Genomic DNA, 16328 nt, shown 5'->3' on the forward strand with positions numbered 1-16328 from the left:
CATGGCCACACAGATGATCACAGCAGGCCAGCGGCTGCCCGAGCGCGCGTACCGGCCCGGCACCGTGCAGCTGTTTCTGTACAACGCGGCCATCTGGAATGCCCACCGTATCCACTATGACCTGCCCTATGCCCAGCAGCATGAGGGGCATCCGGCGCTACTGGTGGACGGCCCGTTGCAGGGCGATTGGCTGACCCAGCTGGTGTACGACTGGATGGAAGAGGGCGATGAACTGCTGAGCTTCCAGTACAGCAATCGGCGCGCCGGTTATCTCGGCGATGTGCTGACCGCCGCTGGCGAGGTCGTCGCGGTGGAGGACGGGCGAGCGACACTGGCGCTGCGCCTGACCAACCAGGCGGGGCAGGTGATCACCCAGGGAGGCGCCAGCGTACGCCTTGCCGAGACTGCATGAGCAGGAGAGACGCCGGGCGCCATGATCGGCACCGGTAGTGCACACGAACACGACCTTGCGGTCGCCAACCAGCTGCTTCCTCAATAACAACAAGAGCCCGAAAGGGCGGGGGACACCATGAGCCAAGAGCTTGCCAGACCGGCCGCGACACCGCCCAGTGCGGACGCGGCGCGCAACACCGACAACCTCTACGAGGTGTGGGGCGACACCGTCGATGCCCGGCATCTGGTGCTGGCCATCGTCGTCAGTGCCATCGTCAGCCTGGGGGCCTATGGGCTGGCACTGTTGATACTCGGTGGCCTGGTCGAGTCGATGCAGATGGCCAAGGCCTACGCCATGCTGTTCGGCATTCTCGGTTGCCTGGGTGGTGGTGCGATCAGCGCCATGCTGTTCAAGCCCAAGCGCGATGTGGTCGAGCACGTGGCGGACCCGGCCTTTCGCGAGCAGGTGGTGGGTGACCTGCTCAAGGAGTACGGCAGCCTTGGCCGTCTCGAGGAGACCTCGCCCGAGGTGGTCGCCGAACTCCACGAGCTTGGCCTCTACGAGCTGTTCCGGGATGCCCAGGCCAGGGAAGAGCGGGCCCGCGAGCCAGGCGCCGAGGCTGACATGAATACGCGCGAATCCCTGGTGCTGAGCGGAGGGCGTTCCTGATGGAAGGCCTGCTCTACGAAATACTCATGGCCTTGGCGCTTGGTCTGTTCGGCGCCGTGCTGTTCTCCGCCATCGGCCTGGTATCGGGTACCGACGAGACCACCACCCTGGCGCCGCTGACCATGCTGGTGGTGCTGCTCGGCGCGCCGCCGGCCGGCATCCTCACCTTCTTCCTCGCCGGTGCGGTGGCCAAGCACATGACCCATGCGGTACCCACCGCCCTGCTGGGCATTCCCGGTGATACCTCGGCGACCGCGCTGATCGGCGACGCCAACCACCTGCGCCGCCTCGGCGTGCCCCACGTGGCGCTGCGCAAGATGATTTCCGGCGGCGCCGTGGCGGCCGTCATCGCGGTGCCGCTGGCGGTGCTGTTCGCCGTATTGCTGGCGCCGTTCGGCGACGTCATCAAGCAGTTCGCCCCCTGGGTGTTCCTCTGCGCCGCCTTCACCATCGCCTACTTCTCGGCGGGGCGCTGGGCCTCGGTGCTGGCGCTGCTGCCGTTCGTACTGGTGATCGTCGCCCTGCAGACGCTGACGGCCCAGTACGGCGTCAAGTTGGCGGTCAGCTACTTCCTTGGTATCGCCGTGGCACCGCTGATCACCTCGCTGTTCTCGATGCTGGCACCCGCCGAGCGTGAGCGCATGCGCCGCGATGAATATCGGGTGTTCTCCCTGGCGCCGGACATGAAGGGCTGGCGCGGCTACTTTCCCAATCCGTTGCGGGTGATCAACAGGCGCCAGACGCGAATGACCGCCATGGCGGCCAGCGTGACCAGTGCCACCTTCGTGTTCAGCCCAGTGGCCATGACGGTGATCATGGGCGAGCTGATCGGTGCGCGCATCAAACAGGCCTACGAGCGGCTGACCACGGTGATTACCGCCCGTAACGGGGTGACCGAATCGACCTATATCGCCGAGGCACTGATCCCACTGATCGCCTTCGGCCTGCCACTCAGCCCGGTGGCAGCGGGGCCGGCCGCGCCGCTGTTCAATGCACCGCCACGCTTCACCGTCGACAATGCCACCGGTGAGGTCAATAACCTGCATAACCTGCTCAACAACTGGGAGTTCTTTGGTTACGGCATGATGGCCGTGCTGGTGGCCATTCTGATCGCCTATCCCTTCACCATGAACTTCGCCCACCAGGCGGCGTCCTTCGTGTCGCGCAGGATCAGCCACGAAGCGGTGATCGCCACCTTCATCGGCCTGGTGCTGGTGGTCGGTATCTGGGAGGGTGGCCTGCTCGGGCTGCTGGTGATAGTCACCATCGGTTTGCTCGGCGGCTTTCTGGGGCGCTTTCTGGGTTTCAATATCGGCGTGCAGTTCATGGGCTACTACACGGCGGTGCTCAGCGTACCGGCGTTGATCGCCTTGTTGAACTGAACGAGCAGAGGCGTGCGGCTTTCGCCGGCACGCCTCCGTTCATCAGCGCTGCGTCGCAGGTGAGGCATCCGCCCGCGCCATGCCAGCGTCCGGCCAGCCGCCGCCCAGGGCCCTGAACAGATCGGCCAGGGCCAGTTGACGATCGGTGCTGACCTGGATCAGGCCAGTCTGGTCGTTGAAGCTGCTGCGCTGCGCATCGAGGTAGCGCAGGTGGTCGTCCACACCGCCGCGGTAGCGTGCTTCCGCCAGGGTTTCCGCGGCTCGGCTGGAATCGGCCAGGGCGCGTCGTGCGGCTTCCTCGCGGCGCAGCGTGTCGGTGGCGGCCAGGGCATCGGCGACTTCCTTGAAGGCGGTCTGGATGGTTCCTTCATAGTCGGCCACCGCTGCATCCTGGCGCACTTCGGCCAGGTTCAGATTGGCGCGGTTGCGCCCGCCCGCGAAGATCGGCAGCGACAGCGTCGGTGCGAAACTCCAGGCCCGCGAGCCGCCCTCGAACAGCCCGGACAGCTCGGTGCTGGAACTGCCAACCGAGCCGGTCAGGGTGATACGCGGGAAGAACGCTGCGCGGGCGGCACCGATATCGGCGTTACGTGCCTTGAGGCGGTGTTCGCTGGCCAGAATGTCCGGGCGCCGTTCGATCAGCGCCGAGGTGGTACCTGGGGTGATGTCCTGCAGCACCATCAGATTGTCGCGCGGCTTTGCGGGCAGCAGGCGCTGCACGTCCGGCGTGCCGAGCAGCAGCACCAGGGCATTGTCCGCCTGACGCAATTGCCGTTCGGTACTTTCCCGCTCGGCCTTGGCCTGTTCGGCCAGGCCAACCGCTTCCTGATAGTCCAACGCGGTGGCGGTGCCCGCCTCGCGACGTCTGCTGACCAGATCCAGGGAGGCCAGGCGGCTGTCCAGGGTCTGCTCGACCAGCGTGATGCGACGCAGTGCGCCGTCGCGGGTCAGGTAGGCCTGGATCACTTCGGCGATCAGGCTGATCTGCGTGGCGCGGGTCGCCTGCTCGGTGGCCAGGTAGCTTTCCAGCGCCGACTCGGAGAGGTTGCGTACGCGGCCGAACAGGTCGACCTCGTACTCGGCCAGGCCAAGGCCAACCTGGTAGACGCTGGTCACTTCCGAGCGGCCGGTCTGTGACTGGTCGGCGGGCAGGCGTTGGCGGTTGCCGCTGGCATTGGCGTTGACCGACGGCAGGCGATCGGCGCGCTGGATACGGTATTGGGCACGGGCCGCTTCGATATCCAGTAGCGCCTGGCGCAGGCTGCGGTTGTTGCCGAGCGCGGTTTGCACGGCGTTGCGCAGGTCGGCGTCGACGATGAAGGTCTGCCAGTCCAGCGCTTGCGCGCTGGTACCGGTCGACTGGGGGGCATTCCATTGGGCTGCCACCGGCGCCTCGGGGCGTTCGTAGCTGGGCGCCAGGGAACAGCCGGCGAGGGCGACAGCCAGGGCCAGCAGGGCGGGGCGCAGCATGATTTGGGAGGTCATGGCATTACTCCGCTTTATGCAAGGGGTGGTGGTCAATCTGCTTGGGTTTGGTGCGCAGCAGCGACAGCACCCAGACAAAGAAGATCGGTATGAAGATCACCCCCAGCAGGGTGGCGCTGAACATGCCGCCAAGTACCCCGGTACCGATGGCGCGTTGGCTGGCCGCGCCGGCACCGGTGGCGATCACCAGCGGCACCACGCCGAGCATGAAGGCCATGGAGGTCATGATGATCGGCCGAAAGCGCAGACGGGCGGCTTCGATGGCGGCATCGCGCAGTGAATAACCGTCTTCCCACAGATCCTTGGCGAACTCGATGATGAGGATGGCGTTCTTCGCCGCCAGGCCGATCACAGTGATCAGGCCGACCTTGAAGTAAACGTCGTTAGGCAGGCCGATTGCCGTCACCGCAAGTACCGCGCCGAGAGCGCCAACCGGCACGATGAGCATCACCGCTAGGGGAATCGCCCAGCTTTCGTAGAGGGCCACCAGGAGCAGGAACACCACCACGATGGCCAAAGCAAAGAGCATCACCGCCTGACCACTGGCGACCTTCTCCTGGTAAGAAAGGCCCGTCCACTCGTAGCCGATGCCCTCCGGCAGTTCGGCAGCGATGCGCTCCAGCTCGGCCATGGCCTGGCCGGTGCTGACCCCCGGCGCGGCGTCGCCGGAAATACGGATCGATGGATAACCGTTGTAGCGGACGACCTGCACCGGGCCTTCTTGCCACTGGGTGGTCACGAAGGCGCTCAGTGGCACCAGGCTGCCGCTGTCGTTGGGCACTTGCAGCCTGAGCACGCTGTCCGGCGTCATCCGTGTGCCTTGTTCGGCCTGCACCACCACGCGCTGCTGGCGCCCGGCGTTGGCGAAGTCGTTGATTACCGAGGAGCCGAACGCGGTGGATAGCGCACTGCTTATCGACTCGAAGCTGACGCCCTGGGCGCGCGCCTGCTCGCGATCGATGACCAGGCGCAGCTGCGGCGCTTCGGCCAGGCCTTCCATCATGCCGTAGAGGAACAGTGGGTTGCCGTTGACTTTGCCGAGCACTTCGTCACGGGCTGCCAGTAGTGCTTCGCGGCCGAGGCCGCCGCGATCCTGCAGGCGCAAGGAGAAGCCGCCGGAGTTACCCAGGCCGTCGATCGGTGGTGGTGGCACGGCCATCATCGTGCCGTCGTCGAGGTTGGCGAAGCGGCCGTTGACCGCGGCCGTCTCGGCCTCGACCGATTGCTCCGAGTCGCGCTCGGACCAGTCCCTGAGCAGCGGGAAGCCGATGGCCGCGTTCTCGCCCATACCCGAGAAGCTGAAGCCCAGTACCACGAAGGAGGAGGCCACGGCCTCGCGGGAGGCGAGGAATTCTTCCAGTTCCTTGGCGGTCGCTGACGTACGCTCGCGGGTGGCGCCCGGCGGTAGCTGGATGTCGACGATCATGTAGCCCTGATCTTCGACCGGCACGAAGGATTCCGGCAGGCGCAGGTAGAAGAAGCCCATCAGCACCACGATGCCCAGATAGATGAACATGAAGCGTCCGGCACGCGGTACCAGTTTGCCGTTGAGTTTGCTGTAGCGCCTGGTCAGCCCGTCGAATTTACGGTTGAACCAACCGAAGAAACCGGTTTTCTCGTGATGCCCTTGGGGGATCGGCTTGAGCAGGGTGGCACATAGTGCCGGGGTGAAGGTCAGGGCCAGGAAGCCCGAGAACAGGATCGACACCGCCAACGACAGGGAGAACTGCTGGTAGATCACCCCTACCGAGCCGGCCATGAATGCCAGTGGCAGGAATACCGCCGACAACACCAGGGTGATGCCGACGATCGCCCCGGACACCTGGCCCATTGCTTTGATGGTCGCCGGCACCGGTTTCAGGCCTTCTTCAGCCATGATCCGTTCAACGTTCTCGACCACCACAATGGCATCGTCGACCAGGATACCGATGGCCAGCACCATGCCGAACATGGTCATCATGTTCACCGAGAAGCCGAGCAGGTACATGAAGGTCAATGTACCGAGCAGGCATACCGGGACCACGAGCGACGGGATCAGGGTGTAGCGCACATTCTGCAGGAACAGGAAAATCACCAGGAACACCAGCACCATCGCTTCGATCAGGGTCATGATGACCTTGTCGATGGCCACGTCGACAAAAAGTGAGGTGTCGTAGGGAATGGAAACCTGCACGTTTTCCGGGAAGTTGGCGGAGAGTTCGGTAAGGCGCTGCTTGACCGCCTTGGCAGTCTGGATGGCGTTGGCGCCTGGGGCCAACTGCACGGCGGCAGCAATCGCCGGTTTGCCATCCTCGCGAGCACCGAAGTTGTAGTCCTGGCTGCCGACTTCGATACGCGCGACATCGCCCAGGGTCAGGCGCGAGCCGTCCTGGTTGGCGCGCAGCACAATGGCGGCGAATTCCTCGGGGTTGTCCAGGGTGCCCTTGACCGCTAGGGTCGCGGTCAACTCCTGCTCGGCACTGCCCGGCGTGCTGCCGAAGGCACCGGCTGGCACCTGCACGTTCTGGGCGCGGATGGCGTCGTTGACGTTGTCGATCGCCAGGCCGTAACCGACCAATTTCTGCGGGTCGATCCATACGCGCATCGCCGCTTCGGCGGCGAAGAACTGCAGCTTGCCTACACCCGGCACCCGGCGGATTTCGTTGTTGATGTTACGCGCCGCGTAGTCGGCCAGAGCCGTGGTGTCGGCATCGGCGCTGCCGTCCTTGTAGCTCAGCGCATAGATCAGCAGAAAGCCGGCGGTGGCCTGCTCGGTCTGGATGCCAAGGGTCAGCACGGCCTGAGGCATGCGTGCCTCGGCGCGTTTCAAGCGGTTCTGCACGTCGACCTGGGCCAGCTCCGGATCGGTACCCGGCTGGAAGGTCACGTCGATCTCGGCGATACCATTGGCGTTGCTGGTGGACTCGAAGTATAGCAGGCCCTGCGCGCCGTTGAGTTCTTCCTCGATCACGCTGGTGACCGAGTCGGTCAGCACTTGGGCCGAAGCGCCTGGGTAGGTTGCGGTAATGGTGATCTGTGGCGGCGCCACGTTGGGGTACTGCGCTACGGGCAGAAACGGGATGGCCAGCAAGCCGCCCATGGTGATGAATAGCGCTACCACCCAGGCGAAGTTCGGGCGCCGGATAAAAAACAATGACATGTCGGGTGCTCCGGCTTATTGCGCCTGGGATGGGGTGGCGTTCTGGGCTTCGGCGCCGGGCTGGCGCGGAACCACCTTGGCGCCCGGGCGGATGGCGGTCAGCGAACTAGTGATCACCTCGTCACCGGCCTTCAGGCCTTCGGTGATCTGCCACCGCGCGCCTTGCATGGCGCCAGTGGTGACCGGGTGAGCTTCTACCGTGTTCTCGGCGCCGAGCAGCATTACGCTGGCCTTGCCGTCGGCGGAGCGCTGCACGGCGCGCTGCGGTACCAAGATGGCATCCTGGTCGAGCCCCTGGGGTGTTCCGACTCGCACGTACATGCCAGGCAGCAACACGCCCTGCGGGTTGTCGAAGCGCCCGCGCAGGGCGATCTGCCCGGTGCTGCGATCCACCGAAATATCAGTGAACAACAGGGTGCCCTTGCTTTGAATATCGGTACCGTCGACGCGCAGCGACAGGGTCTTGTCGCCGACGCCGGAAACCTTGCCGTCGGCGATGGCCGCGCGCAGGCGCAGGGCGTCGGCAGCCGGCTGGCTGAAGTCGGCATACACTGGATCGAGCTGCTGGATACGAGCGAGGAGGGTGGTCTCGCCCTGGCCGACTAACGCGCCTTCGGTCACCTGGGCGCGGCCGATGCGGCCGGCGATGGGCGCGCGTACCTGGGCGTAACCCAGATCCAGCTTGGCGGTTTCCACATTGGCCTGGGCTGAGCGTTTGTCGGCCTGAGCACTGCGCAGGTTGGCGCGGGCCACGTCGAAGTCCTGCTGGCTGACCGCGTCGATCTTCACCAGCGGTTCATAGCGCTTGACCGTGGCCTGGGCCTGGAACAGCTGGGCATCGGCGCGGGCCAATTCGCCTTCGGCGCGCGACAGCGCGGCCTTGAACGGGGCTGGGTCGATCTGGAACAGCAGGTCGCCGGCCTTGACGTCGGCACCCTCCTCGAAGGTGCGCTTGAGCACGATGCCAGCGACCCGAGCACGCACCTCGGCAACGCGTACCGGCTCGATGCGCCCCGGCAATTCGGCCACCACGGTAAAGGGTTCGGTCTTGATGGTGAGAACATCCACCTCGCGAGGCGACGCTTCGCCCCCAGCTTGTTCTCCATTGCCGCAGCCAGCCAAGCTGACGATGATTGAAAGGGTGATCGCCGATATGACGTATTGTGTACGAATCCTGCTCATGCTTCACCTGGGGCGATGCCCAATCCTGTTAGTCCTTGAAGGGCGAGAATGGTCGTTTAATGGGGTTTTTGAGTCAATATTGTCTCATTTAAATTTTTTGTGACTAATATTGACAGTCCTTTAAGCACTAGGGGTTTTCCTGCACAATGATGCACCTTACCCCTTGAGAAGAAGCAATTGATGCAAAGGCCTGTCGCTGAAGAAAAACTGCTCAAAGCCCTGGCTGTGGCCATGGTCGAGCAGCCGCGTGGCACCTTCAAGGATATCGCGCAGGCGGCAGGTGTGAGCAAGGCTACCCTGAATCGCTACTGCGGCACCCGCGACAACCTGATCGAGATGCTTTTCGACTACGGCTCAGAGGTCATGAATCAGGTTATCGCCGAGGCCGACCTGCAGCAGGCGCCTCTGCCCGAAGCCCTGCAACGCCTGGTGGACGGGCATCTGGTCCACCGTGATCTGCTGGTTTTCCTGATGTTCCAGTGGCGTCCGGACTTCTTGCACGAGTGTGGCAAGGAGGCGCGCTGGCTACCGTACACAAATGCACTGGATCAGTTCTTCTTGCGTGGTCAGCAAGAGGGAGTCTTTCGTATCGACATCGGTGCGCCGGTGCTGACCGAGCTGTTCGCTTCGCTGCTGTTCGGCCTGGTCGACGGTGAGCGCCGTGGCCGGGTCGCAAGGGCCAGCATGGGAGCATCGCTGCAGACATTCTTCATGCATGGGGCGGCGACTTGAGGGTAGTCGTCACACGAGGTGACGTCTGGTGAGTGCGACAGGCCGGTGGGTTGGTAGTATGCGCCTCATGTTGTGGCCCTGAGTCGGATTATGCAGAAGGAAGCTGCGCCTCGCGGAGAAACCAAGCATGAACGTACAAGTGATTGAGCGTGACGGCGAACCGGAATACGCGGTGTTGCCGTGGGTCGATTATCAGGCGCTGCTCCAGGCGGCTGGCCAGCGTCCAGAGGCTGCGCCGACCCAGCAGGATGTCGATGCGCCGAAAGCGCTGAGCGAACTGAGCGCGTTGCGCGAAGCCAAGGGGCTGAGCCGTGACGAGCTGGCGCGGGCGGTGGGCATCAGCCCTCATTACCTGGGCATGATCGAAAGCGGCGAGCGTCAGCCGGATGCGGCCATTTTGCGAGCGCTGGCCTGGGTGCTGGGTATCTCGGGTTGGCAAGCATGAGCGTGCGCATCAGCCGCGTACATTGGGACGCGCTGCTGACGGCCCTCGATGATGCCCGCAGGCAGCGCCACCTGCTGACTTATCGCGCACTGATCGAGCGCCTGTCCCTGCCGGCGCCCGCCATGCAGACCCTTACCGCCGCGCTGGAACACCTGGCGGCGTTAGATGCGCGCGGCGACCGCCCGCTGCGCAGTGCTCTGGTGATCAGCCAGGGCGCCAGCCGCCTGCCGCGCACCGGGTTCTTCGAGTGCGTCAGCCGCCTGGGCCGTTTCGACGGCGCCCCCGACGGCGTCGCGGCCGCTTCCTGGCATGCCTCGGAAGTGGCCCGGGTGTTCGAGTTCGATTACCCCGCCGAGACCTGAGCAGGCCGCTCCTGCAGCGTATGGGTGTCGATCACGTGCAGGCTGTAACCGGGCACCGCCTTGGCCTGGCGTTTGGCTTCTGAAGCCAGCCCGGCCAGTTCGCTGGCATCCAGCAACGGGCAGTGCTGCGGGTGCAGGTGCACCACGCCGAGCGACAGTGACAGCAGGGGAAACTCCTCGCGCTGGCCCTGGCGGTTGTGGCTGACGAAGCAGCCGGCATCCAGGTGTTCTTCCAGGTAGAAACGCCGGCACTGGCTCTGGAAATCTTCGAGCAGGTGATTGAGGCGGGCGCGCCAGTCCTTGGAGCCGAACACCAGCAGGAAATCGTCGCCGCCGATGTGGCCGACGAAATCCCGGCTGGGGTCGATGCGCTCGTTCAGGCAGTGCGCCAGGCAGAGCAGCACCTCGTCGCCCTTGGCGTAGCCATAGAGATCGTTGAAAGGCTTGAAACTGTCGATATCGACGTAGCAGATCGCCGCTTCGCGGTTCTGCTGCAGCAGGCGCGTCAGGCATTGCTGAATCGGCACGTTGCCCGGCAGCAGGGTCAGTGGGTTGGCGTAGCGGGCCTGCTGGATCTTCAGCTCGGTGATCAGCTTGAGCACGTCGATTACCCGCCCCAGGCCCTGGTAGCAGCCCTCGACGGTGATCACGAAGTCTTCTTCCATGCGCTGGCGGGCGCGGCTGGTCAGCAGGCGGCTGACCTGCTGCAGCGACTGGCTGATCTCCACAGCGAGGAAGTCGTTGCTCATCAGACGGCTGATCGGCTTGCGCGCATACAGTTCGGTGGCGAACGGCTTGAGCAATACGTCGGACAACGAATGACGGTGCACGATGCCCACCGGGCGCTGGGCTTCGTCCAGTACCGCCAGGGAATTGAGATTGGCCTGGGCGCGAAAGGCCTCCAGCACCTCGGCGGTGGGCGTGGAAATCGACACCGCCTGCTGCTCGCTGAGCAGTGCGGTGAGGTCGCTGCCTTCCTCGCCCAGCGGCGTCGGCGCCTGGCCCAAGGCGGGTAGCATCTTGCGGGCGTCGGTGGGCGGCGTTTCCTGGGGGCGGCAGAGCAGGTAGCCCTGCAACAGATCGACGCCCATCTCGCAGAGCACGGCGAGCTCTTCTTCCAGTTCGATACCTTCGGCGATCACTTTGGCCCGTGAGGCCTTGGCCATTTGCAGGATGGAGCCGACGAACTCGCGCTTGACCGCATCGCGGTGAATGCCGTCGATGAAGTGCCGGTCGATCTTCACGTAATCCGGGCGCAACTCTGACCACAGGCGCAGGCTGGAGTAGCCGGCGCCCAGGTCGTCGAGGGCGATGGAGAAGCCCATGTCGCGGTAGTGGTGCAGGGCGGTGTCGAGCAGGTAGAAATCGTCGGTGGGCGATTGCTCGGTCAGCTCGATGACTACGCGGCTAGGGGCGATACCGTAGGTCTGCAGCAACTGCAGGGTGCGGCCGGGCTGGTGGTTGGCGTCGAGCAGCGAATCAGGAGAGACGTTGAGAAACAGCAGGCCATCGAGTTGCTGCTCGCTGAACCGGCGGCAGGCGCTATTGCGGCAAGCCAGCTCCAACTCGCTGAGCATGCCGGTCTGGCGGGCTGCGGCGAACAGGGTCAGCGGCGAGTGCAGCGGACTGTTGGAGGGGCCACGGGTCAGTGCTTCGTAGCCGATAATGCGTCGCTCGGCCACCGACACGATGGGCTGGAACAGGCTATGCAAGTCGCCGTGGGCGAGAATCTGGCCCAGCGAGCTCAACTGTTCGGTGACGGTCATGACGAGTCTCTAAGCAAATCGAAAGCGGGAGATGGCTATAAGCCATGATAGATGCATCCCGCTAGGTGCGCATGATTCGACTACAGAATGATGACCAAATGATGAAGCGGGCAAAGCGTCAATAAATAACAGGTGGTTTTCTGACACGGCCAGCGCTGCGCCGATAAAAAAGGGCGTCTCCATGGAGACGCCCTTTGGCTTACAGCAGGCCAGCGATTACTGCTTGGCCAGGCGGGTGTTGAGCTTCAGGTAGTCGATGAGGATGTGGCCGGTTTCCGTCAGGTAAGCGTCGTCTTCCGGCTTGGTCTTCTTGTCTTCCTCGGCCTGCGCCAGCACGTCGTCTTCGTCTTCCTTCTTCAGCTCCTTGAGCGGCTCCTCGCCCTTGGCAACGCGACGAGCATTCTCGATTGCCAACTGGCGTTTCTCGATGTCGGCCTGTTGGGCACGGCGCTTGGCCTCGTTGAGGCTGACGGTCTTTTCGGCCATCAGCTCGCGGGACAAGGCCAGGCGCTCGCGCGCGAAGTTGAAGTCCGGGTTATCGGCCGTGCGGCTGTCGTAACGGTTCTTCAGTTCGGTGAGGAACGGCTTGATCGGATCCAGCTCAGGCTTGATCGCCGGGCGGATGCTGTCCCACGGCATGGCCTCGGGCAACGCGCTTTCGCCGATTTCCTTGTTGTCCATCACGTCGGGGTAGGCGATATCCGGCACCACGCCGCGGTGCTGGGTGCTCTGCCCGGATACGCGGTAGAACTTGGCCAGGGTCAGCTTCAGCTCGCCGTGGTTGAGCGGCTGGATGGTCTGTACGGTGCCCTTGCCGAAGGTCTGGCCACCGAGGATCAGCGCGCGGTGATAGTCCTGCATGGCACCGGCGAAGATCTCCGAAGCCGAGGCGGACAGGCGATTGACCAGCACGGCCATTGGCCCTTTGTAGAAGGCACCCTCCTGCTCATCGGCCAGCACGTCCACGCGGCCATCGCTGTTGCGCACCAGCACGGTGGGGCCTTTGTCGATGAACAGGCCGGTCAGTTCGGTGGCTTCCTGCAGCGAGCCGCCGCCGTTGTTACGCAGGTCGATGACGATACCGTCGACCTTCTCGGCTTGCAGTTCGGTGATCAGTTTCTTGACGTCGCGTGTGGTGCTCTTGTAGTTCGGATCACCCGCACGGAAGGCCTTGAAATCCAGGTAGAAGGCCGGGATTTCGATCACCCCCAGCTTGTAGGAACGGCCGTCCTGGTCGACCTTGAGCACGGATTTCTTGGCGGCCTGCTCTTCGAGTTTCACCGCTTCACGGGTGATGCTCACCACCCGGCTGGTCATGTCGTTCGGCGCATTGCTGGCCGGAATCACTTCCAGGCGGACGCGCGAGCCTTTCGGGCCGCGGATCAGCTTGACCACTTCATCGAGGCGCCAGCCGATCACGTCGACGATTTCGTCGTCGCCCTGGCCAACCCCGACGATCTTGTCGGCAGGCGAGATCTGCTTGCTCTTCTCGGCCGGACCGGCCGGCACCAGGCGCACCACCTTGACGTGCTCGTTGTCGCTCTGCAGCACGGCACCGATACCCTCGAGGGACAGGCTCATGTTTATGTCGAAGTTTTCCGCGTTGTCCGGCGACAGGTAGTTGGTGTGCGGATCGTAGGTCATGGCGAAGGCGTTGATGTACGCTTGGAACACGTCTTCGCTACGGGTCTGCTGCAGGCGCGCCCGCTGGGCCTTGTAGCGTTTGCTGAGCAGTTCCTGAATCGCCTTGGGTTCTTTGCCGGCGAGCTTCAGGCGCAGCACTTCGTCTTTCAGGCGCTTGCGCCACAGGTCGTCGAGTTCGGCGACGTCCTTGGCCCACGGCGCTTTCTCGCGGTCGACCAGCAGGCTTTCGTCAACGGTGAAATCGATCTTGTCGACGCCCTTGGCCAGCAGGCCCTGCACGTAGTTCAGGCGGTCCTGCTGACGGTCGAGCTGGCGCTTGTAGATCGCGAAGCCGGGTTCCAGATCACCCTTTTTCAGGAAGTCGTCGAACCTGTCCTTCCAGCGGTCGAATTCGGCGATGTCGCCGGCGGTGAAGTAGCTGCGCGCCGGGTCGAGCATTTTCAGGTAACCCTGATAGATCTTTTCCGAGCGGGCGTCGTCCAACGGAGGCTTGCTGTAGTGATGGCGCTGCAGCAATTCGACCACGTTGAGGCTGGCAATCACCTGATCACGATCGGGCTGCAGGTACTCCCACGAGTCGACCTGGGTGGTCTTGGCGGCGAGGGGGAAAGCGCCCAGCCCGAGAACGAGGGCCAGGGTAGCGCTGATAAAGGATCGCTTCATGCTGATTCGACGTGGGGACAGTAGATAACGCATATTAGGCCGTCTTTGAGGGCGCCAGGTTCCATCGGCGCAATGCAAAGGCCCGTCGCTCAGCGGCAGGCCAGGTTCAAATGCACTATGGAGGCACCGTGAAAGCATTGCAAGGCGTTGAAGGGCAGGTGGAATGGGTCGATCGTCCCACGCCTGGCTGTGATGTAGGGGAAGTACGCATTCGCGTGGCGGCAGCGGGCCTGAACCGCGCCGACCTGTTGCAGCGGGCCGGCAATTACCCGCCGCCGCCTGGTGCCAGCGATACGCTGGGCCTGGAATGTGCAGGCATCGTCAGTGAGGTGGGCGCCGGGTGCGATGACTGGCAGGTGGGTGATCGCGTTTGCGCATTGCTGGCTGGCGGCGGCGTGGCCGAAGAGGTGGTGGTCGATGCGCGCCATGTGTTGCCAGTGCCAGAGGGCCTGTCGCTACACGAGGCGGCGGCGCTGCCGGAGGTGTACGCCACGGCCTGGCTCAACCTGTTCCAGCTGGCCGCCCTGAAACCCGGCGAGAAGGTATTGTTGCACGCGGGCGCCAGTGGCGTCGGCTCGGCGGCCATCCAGCTGTGCAAGGCCTTCGGCAGCACCTGCTGGGTGACCGTCGGCTCGCAGGATCGCCTGGCGTACTGTGAAAGCCTGGGCGCCAGTGGCGGGGCGATTCGTGACCAGGATGGTCTCAAGGTGGCGGATGATTTCGGTCCGTTCGAAGTCATTCTCGACCCGGTTGGCGCCAGTTATGCCGCGTTGAATCTCAAGCTGCTGGCCCGCGACGGCCGCTGGGTGAACATCGGCCTGATGGGCGGGCGCAAGGCCGAGATCGACATGGCCCAGGTGCTCGGCAAACGCATCCAGCTGATCGGCTCGACGCTGCGCAATCGCGACGATCTGTTCAAGACCGAGCTGCTGCGCGACCTGCGCCAGCACGTGTGGCCGCTGTTCAGCGAGGGGCGCCTCAAGCCGCAACTGGCACGCGCCTTTCCGATTGCCGAGGCCCATGAGGCTTACGCGACCCTGGAAGGCAACCAGGTGAACGGCAAGCTGGTGCTGGTCATCGATGAAAGCCTGAGCTGAGGACCGGCGGCCGTTCCCGGTTGACGGGCGACGGCCGCCTCAGCGCTTGGCCTTGCGCTGGTCGAATGCGTCGCGAGCGCGCTCGATGGTGTCGAGATTATCCTGCGCCCAGATCCACACGCCGCAAAACGCCTCGCGTAGGGTCTGTCCCCGTTTCACGCACAGCCGCGCCGGAGCAGTTTTTGTGCGAGGCAAGGGCCGCGCCCGCTCCCGGCGGGCTTGCGGCATTTCCCACATCCATGTGGGGCACACAGATGCGAGGTTTGGCAGGCCAAATGAGCCATCGAGTAACGCCGCATCGCGCAAAAACGGGCCCGGCCCTTCGGGTGGGGCCGTCTAGTGTGGCGAATCATAAGTTAAGTGAATATCTATGGGTATAATACTTTAGCGGCCCTGCCCACGCTGGCGAGGATGTCATTTGCTTTTCTGTGCCAGCGAAAGGGTTTGGGGTTTTGGTTGTAGATTTGCAGGTAATGCTCAATGGAAGCTTCCAGATCTTTCACACTGGTATGAGCTTGGCGCTTGATCCATTTCTCGCTCAGGGTTGAGAAAAAGCGTTCCACCAAGTTCAACCATGAAGCCGATGTCGGTGTGAAATGCACCTGATAATGGGGCTTGGATGCCAACCAAGCTTTCACTGCATCCGTTTTGTGCGTGGCGTAGTTATCCATGATCAGGTGAACATCGAGCCCTTCAGGAATTTCCGCATCGGCCTCCTTGAGGAAGGCAAGAAACTCGCTGCTGCGGTGTCGCCGCTTCAAACGCCCAACAACTTCTCCAGTCGCCGCATCCAGCGCCGCGAACAGTGAGGTCGTGCCGTGGCGCTTATAGTCATGCGTGCGTGTGGCTGGGTGGCCCGGGCCCAAGGGCAAGCTCGGCTGCAGGCGGTTGAGTGCCTGGATCTGACTCTTCTCGTCCACGCACAGTACAAGCGCTTTATCTGGTGGGTTCAGGTAAAGGCCAACGACATCATGAACCTTGTTCACAAAATTCGAATCGGTCGATAGCTTGAAGGTCTTCACCAAATGGGGCTTGAGGCCAAAGGCGTGCCAGATACGCTGCACGCTGGCGGCCGAGATACCGACAGCTTGGCTCATACTGCGCGTACTCCAGTGACTGGCTTCCTCGGGCTTACTTTTGATGACCCGATCCACAACATCCTGAACCTGTTGATCACTTATGCGCCGTGGCCGGCCTGAGCGGTACTCATCATTGAGGCCATCCAACCGCCACTGGCTGAAACGCAAACGGGGTTCTACCCCATTTCCACGGACGGTTTGAAAAGGGCTGAAAACTTCAGGTCTTGCCGGGCGACTCTACGACGCATTCGTGGGTTATGAAACCGTTCGATGTAGTCGAATAAATCTG

13 protein-coding genes and 1 pseudogene are annotated in these 16328 nt (G+C 63.4%); 7 read left to right on the top strand and 7 right to left on the bottom strand.

Going from position 1 to position 16328, the window contains the following annotated elements; all coding sequences use genetic code 11:
- Position 1: 1 nt before the first annotated feature.
- The 3 genes from BVH03_RS11205 (at position 2) to BVH03_RS11215 (ending at position 2445) form a co-directional block, all read left to right on the top strand.
- The gene (locus BVH03_RS11205; protein WP_075961229.1) at positions 2-412 is read left to right on the top strand and encodes a hypothetical protein; all 411 of its coding nucleotides are present in this window, start codon (positions 2-4) and stop codon (positions 410-412) included.
- A 117-nt stretch (positions 413-529) separates the two neighbouring features.
- Positions 530-1063: a hypothetical protein gene (locus tag BVH03_RS11210; RefSeq protein ID WP_143485946.1), complete on the top strand. Its 534-nt coding sequence runs from the start codon at positions 530-532 to the stop codon at positions 1061-1063.
- On the top strand, positions 1063-2445 hold the full coding sequence (locus BVH03_RS11215; RefSeq protein WP_143485947.1) for a tripartite tricarboxylate transporter permease: 1383 nt from the start codon (positions 1063-1065) through the stop codon (positions 2443-2445). The genes BVH03_RS11210 and BVH03_RS11215 overlap by 1 nt, the downstream gene beginning before the upstream one ends.
- Positions 2446-2487: 42 nt before the next feature.
- Here the strand turns inward: BVH03_RS11215 and BVH03_RS11220 are convergent, their stop codons facing one another.
- The 3 genes from BVH03_RS11220 to BVH03_RS11230 are packed head-to-tail and all read right to left on the bottom strand — an operon-like array spanning position 2488 to position 8251.
- Entirely contained in the window at positions 2488-3930 is a 1443-nt protein-coding gene (locus tag BVH03_RS11220) for an efflux transporter outer membrane subunit (protein WP_075961231.1), read from the bottom strand.
- A gap of 4 nt (positions 3931-3934) precedes the next feature.
- Complete coding sequence (locus tag BVH03_RS11225) at positions 3935-7069, bottom strand: efflux RND transporter permease subunit (RefSeq protein ID WP_075961232.1); 3135 nt, start codon at positions 7067-7069, stop codon at positions 3935-3937.
- 15 nt (positions 7070-7084) lie between these two features.
- On the bottom strand, positions 7085-8251 hold the full coding sequence (locus BVH03_RS11230; protein ID WP_075961233.1) for a MexC family multidrug efflux RND transporter periplasmic adaptor subunit: 1167 nt from the start codon (positions 8249-8251) through the stop codon (positions 7085-7087).
- A gap of 180 nt (positions 8252-8431) precedes the next feature.
- On the opposite strand from BVH03_RS11230, the gene BVH03_RS11235 reads away from it, so the two are divergent.
- From BVH03_RS11235 to BVH03_RS11245, 3 genes are all read left to right on the top strand, one after another.
- Complete coding sequence (locus BVH03_RS11235; RefSeq protein WP_075961234.1) at positions 8432-8983, top strand: TetR/AcrR family transcriptional regulator; 552 nt, start codon at positions 8432-8434, stop codon at positions 8981-8983.
- Positions 8984-9110: 127 nt separating this feature from the next.
- Positions 9111-9428, top strand: a complete 318-nt coding sequence (locus BVH03_RS11240) for a helix-turn-helix domain-containing protein (protein ID WP_075961235.1) — start codon at positions 9111-9113, stop codon at positions 9426-9428.
- Positions 9425-9790 (top strand): hypothetical protein, encoded by a 366-nt coding sequence (locus BVH03_RS11245; protein ID WP_075961236.1) that lies wholly within the window; start codon positions 9425-9427, stop codon positions 9788-9790. Before BVH03_RS11240 ends, BVH03_RS11245 begins: the two co-directional genes overlap by 4 nt.
- On the opposite strand, the gene BVH03_RS11250 is transcribed toward BVH03_RS11245, so the two are convergent.
- Positions 9772-11556, bottom strand: coding sequence for a bifunctional diguanylate cyclase/phosphodiesterase (locus tag BVH03_RS11250; protein WP_075961237.1), 1785 nt, complete (start codon positions 11554-11556; stop codon positions 9772-9774). The two genes, BVH03_RS11245 and BVH03_RS11250, sit on opposite strands and share 19 nt — an antisense overlap.
- A 216-nt stretch (positions 11557-11772) precedes the next feature.
- Positions 11773-13863 carry a carboxy terminal-processing peptidase gene (locus tag BVH03_RS11255; RefSeq protein WP_177344905.1) on the bottom strand — a complete coding sequence of 697 codons (2091 nt, stop codon included), beginning with the start codon at positions 13861-13863 and terminating at the stop codon, positions 11773-11775.
- A 128-nt stretch (positions 13864-13991) separates the two neighbouring features.
- Between BVH03_RS11255 and BVH03_RS11260 the strand changes: the two genes are divergently transcribed.
- Positions 13992-14960, top strand: coding sequence for an NAD(P)H-quinone oxidoreductase (locus tag BVH03_RS11260; protein WP_075961239.1), 969 nt, complete (start codon positions 13992-13994; stop codon positions 14958-14960).
- A gap of 39 nt (positions 14961-14999) precedes the next feature.
- Here the strand turns inward: BVH03_RS11260 and BVH03_RS26570 are convergent, their stop codons facing one another.
- Together BVH03_RS26570 and BVH03_RS11265 are read right to left on the bottom strand one after the other, a co-directional pair.
- Positions 15000-15188 carry a hypothetical protein gene (locus BVH03_RS26570; protein ID WP_177344906.1) on the bottom strand — a complete coding sequence of 63 codons (189 nt, stop codon included), beginning with the start codon at positions 15186-15188 and terminating at the stop codon, positions 15000-15002.
- A 140-nt stretch (positions 15189-15328) separates the two neighbouring features.
- Positions 15329-16210 (bottom strand): annotated as a pseudogene (locus tag BVH03_RS11265) (IS630 family transposase); the annotation flags it as partial.
- Positions 16211-16328: the final 118 nt, after the last annotated feature.

This window comes from Pseudomonas sp. PA15(2017) (assembly GCF_001945395.1).
Taxonomy (GTDB): domain Bacteria; phylum Pseudomonadota; class Gammaproteobacteria; order Pseudomonadales; family Pseudomonadaceae; genus Aquipseudomonas.